The organism is Streptomyces sp. FH025 (assembly GCF_017427025.1).
Lineage (GTDB): Bacteria > Actinomycetota > Actinomycetes > Streptomycetales > Streptomycetaceae > Kitasatospora.
Window position 1 is genome coordinate 1 of record NZ_JAFLNG010000717.1, and the last position, 3,863, is coordinate 3,863.

The window sequence follows — 3,863 nt, forward strand, 5'->3', positions numbered from 1 at the left end:
AAGCGCACCTGTTCGCGGCGTTCGTCCCGGCCGCATACCGCCCCCACCCGCACCACCCCAGCCCATGGAGCGCCCAGCAGGGTCAGGAAACGCTCGCCTTCCTCGCCCGCCACCTCGAGTACAACCTCGGCGGCACCCCCGACCTTGCCTGGTGGCACCTTCACAAGGCCCTGGCCAGGCATCGGCTGGGCCTCGTGGCCGGCCTCACGTCCGGGCTGATGTTCGGGCTGGCGTTCGAGCTGGCATTCGGTCTCGCGCTCGGGCTCAGTGGCGATCTCGCGCTCGGGCTCACTGTCGGGTTGATCATCGGCCTGATTCCCGCAATCGCCAGTGGGTACCTGTCCTGGGCAGTCGCGGAGAGAATGAGCAAGGTGGACGCCGACCCGAGTGCGGGGATCCGCTGGGCACCGGATTGGTCCAGATTCAAGGGCCTACCCCTGCTGATCCTCGCGGGCGTCTTCGCCGGCGGGCTCGTAGCCGGCGGGCTTCACGCGGGGCTTCAGACCGCGTTCGTGACCGTCCTCGTGTACGGGCTGATCTTCGCGATCGAAAACGGGCTCAGCTCGGTGCCGTCCGACCTGGCCACCTCCGTGGGACCAAGCGCCGTTCTGGCGCGCGACCGCCGCACCTTCTGGACGATCGGGCTCACGACTTGGCTCCTGACCGGTCTCGTCACCGGACTCGGAGTCGGGCTCGCAGGTGGACTCGTGACCGGACTCGGAGTCGGGCTCTGGGCCGGGCTGCTGTTGGGGCTCCTACTGGCGCTCGCCAGATCGGTGTGGTGGAAATTCGTGGTGGCACGGTTCGTGCTGGCCGCGCGCGGCCGTGTGCCCTGGCGGCTGATGGGCTTCCTGGCGGACGCGCACGAGCGCCGAGGGGTACTGCGACAGGCAGGGGCGGTGTACCAGTTCCGCCACCTCGACCTCCAGCGCCACCTGGCCGAACGCCGACCCTGACCGGTCGATGCCGAAGCCACCGACTGGCCGGGCACGGAGGGGGACACACCCCAGGGGACCTGCGCCCATGGCGCCGCCGCCCGAGGCCTGCACCCCGTGCGGACTATGCCTCGTTGCCGCGGCTGGCGACGTGGCGGCCCCCGCGAGAGTGCAGCAGTTGCTGCTGGAGGTGCGCTACGCGGGTCCGGACCGCTGGTAACGCTGTCATGACCGCTCCCCCGCCCGCAGTTCGGTGGCGATCTGGCGGCGGCCGGCGACCAGCGTCTCCAGCACCACCCCGAGGCCGACCAGCAGGGCCAGGCCCGCGGTGGGCAGCAGCACGGGCAGCAGCACGGGGGTGATGACCTCCCCGACCCTGGCACCGACCAGCGTCGAGATGTCGAAGGCGCCGCCCAGCAGGGCGACCGCCGCGACCGCGACCAGTCCGCCGCCGACGGCCGCCGCCACGGTCTGCGGCAGCGCCTCGGTGACGATCAGCACCAGCCCCTGGCGGGGCCGCAGGCCCATGGTGCGCAGCCGGGCGAGCAGCGCCGTACGGTCGGGCGCGGCCCGGAACAGCGTCAGCAGCACGGCGAGCAGGGCGAACCCGGCACTGGCGGCGGCCCCGTACCAGAACAGCCGTCCGGCGGCGTGCTGCAGCGGGTCGTCGCCGAGCGCGGTGGTGGCCTCGGCGCTGCTGTGCACCGTGTATCCCGCAGGCAGGCCGTGGGTGTCCTTGCCGACGGCGGTGGCGCCGTCCGCGATCAGCTTGGCCAGACCGACCGGCCGGGCCCCGCTGTTGTCCCGCAGGGCCGTCCTGACCCCTTCGGGGTCGACGTCGCCGACGGCGAACCACTCGTTCACCCGCTTGGCGTCCGGCAGTCGCTCCCAGGCGGGGCCGGCGGGCACCACGACGAACGGCTTGCCCGGGTCCGGCAGGGCGGGGGTGGCGCCGACGGTCGCGGCGACGGTGAGGCGTAGGTCGCTGCCGTTGGGCGTGCGTACCTGGGACGAGCCTGCGGCCAGGCGTTTGGCCAGGTCGCGGCTGACCAGGGCGGGCACGGGGGTGTCCCGGCCGCCGGGGGCTGCGGCGAGCTTCGCCGGGTCGAACTCGCCGGCCCCGAGGGTCCGGGCGACCTCGGCGTACGCCGCCGGATCGACCACCATCACCAGGTAGGCCTCGGTGTAGGTCTGGTCGGCGCCGACGAGGCGGGCCTTGGGCTCGACCCAGGCCCCGGTCGAGGCCCGGACGCCCGGCAGCGCGGCGGCGGCCTCGGTGAACGACCCGGTCAGGGTGGCGTAGTCCGGGAGGGAGACGCGGATGTCCCCGCCCGTGGCGATGCGCGCGGCGCGGGTCCGCACCTGATCGACGGTGTCGAGCACGGTGGCGCCGAAGCCGGTCGTGGTGACGGCGATCAGCAGGGCCAGCAGCGGCAGCACGGAGGGCCGGCGGCGGCCCGCGGTGTCGCGGGCGGCCCGGGCCAGGCCGAGGAAGCCGATCAGGCCGCGGCCCCGGCCGGCGAGGGCGGACAGCCAGCCGACCGCCACCGGCTCGATCCGGGCCAGCAGCAGCCCTCCGGTGACGGCGAGCAGCAGCGGGGCGGCCACCAGCAGCGGGTCCACCGCGGCCCCGGAGTGGCCGACGCCCCGGCGCCGGACCTCCGCCACGGCCGCGACGGTGACCGCCAGGACGGCGAGTTCGCCGACCAGCCGGCGCCGGCCGCCGACCGCCCGTCGGCGTGCCCACAGCAGGGCCGCGCGGGCCGGAAAGGCCAGCAGGGCGATCAGGGTCGCGACCAGGGCCGACATCACCGAGCGGTCCCACCGGGGAGTGGGCAGCAGCACCAGGGCGAGGGCCGTGCCGAGCACGGCGGCCGGCAGGACGATGACCGCCCCCTCGCCGAGCAGCCGTCGCAGCACCCCGGCGAGGGATCCGCCGCGGGCCCGGAGCAGCCGGATCTCGGCGGCGCGCCGGTCGGTGGTGAGCGCGGCGGCCAGGAACAGCACCACGGCGGCGACGCCCGCGACGCCGACCGGGCCGATCGTGCTGAGCGGCAGCGAGGCCCGGTAGCGCTCGTCCGCCCGGCTGAGGATGTCGGGAAGGCCCGAGGAGGTGTGCAGGTCGGCGCGCCCGGTCGTGCCGGCCAGGGCGGTGGCACCGGGCCCGGTCAGGAAGGAGCTGACGGCGCCGCGGGTGCGGTCGAGCCGGTCGGCGTGCAGTGAGGCGGGGTCGACGGGCAGCCGCCAGAAGTTCTCGGCGTTCGAACCCCAGCGGGCCATCGCGGGCAGGCTGCCTCCGTCGACGAATCCGCTGGTCATCCAGTGCTCGTGCTCGGGGTCGAGCCTCAGGCAGGCGCGGGCAGGGCAGCCGAGGTCCTCCCAGAACGGGTCCTGGGGGTCGTTGACCTGGTAGAGGCCGACCACCACGGTGGTCCGCTTGGCGCCCGAGCCCTCGACGCCGTTGTCGATGACGTCACCGAGCTTGATGTGGATGGTCTCGGCGGCCTTCTTGCTGATCACGATCGGCAGCGGATCGCCGACGGCGCCGGGGGTCGGCCAGGTGCCGTCGGTGAGGGTGACCCGGGCGGCCAGGCCGGGCAGGTAGAGCAGCCCGAGGACCGGGTCGGTCCTCTTCTCCGCGATCCGCACGTACTCCGGATTGCCCATGCCGCGGTCGCTCAGGGCGCGGGCACCGTAGGCCCCGCCCGACCGGGCCAGCGTCAGCTCACGGCCGAACGTCTCGACCAGGGTCTGCTGCACCCGGTCGAGCTTGAGCGCCTCGTCGTCGTCGACGACCTTGGAGGTGGTCTGCAGGCTGCTCTGGATGAAGCCGTTCCGGCTGACGAAGCCCTGGAGCGCCGCGTCGGCGCCGCGGTCGGCGAGACGGGGGAAGGCCGCCGCGAGGAAGACGGTGACCAGGGCGAGGGC

General features: G+C 74.3%; 1 protein-coding gene and 1 pseudogene. One reads left to right on the forward strand and one right to left on the reverse strand.

The genetic code is table 11. The annotated features are described in order from the left end of the window. A pseudogene (locus tag J0670_RS32640) lies at positions 1-956 on the forward strand (NACHT domain-containing protein); the annotation flags it as partial. Between the two features lie 204 nt (positions 957-1,160). Here the strand turns inward: J0670_RS32640 and J0670_RS32645 are convergent. Beyond that, positions 1,161-3,863 (reverse strand): hypothetical protein (locus J0670_RS32645; RefSeq protein WP_207815712.1); only part of this gene is annotated, 2,703 nt, incomplete at its 5' end.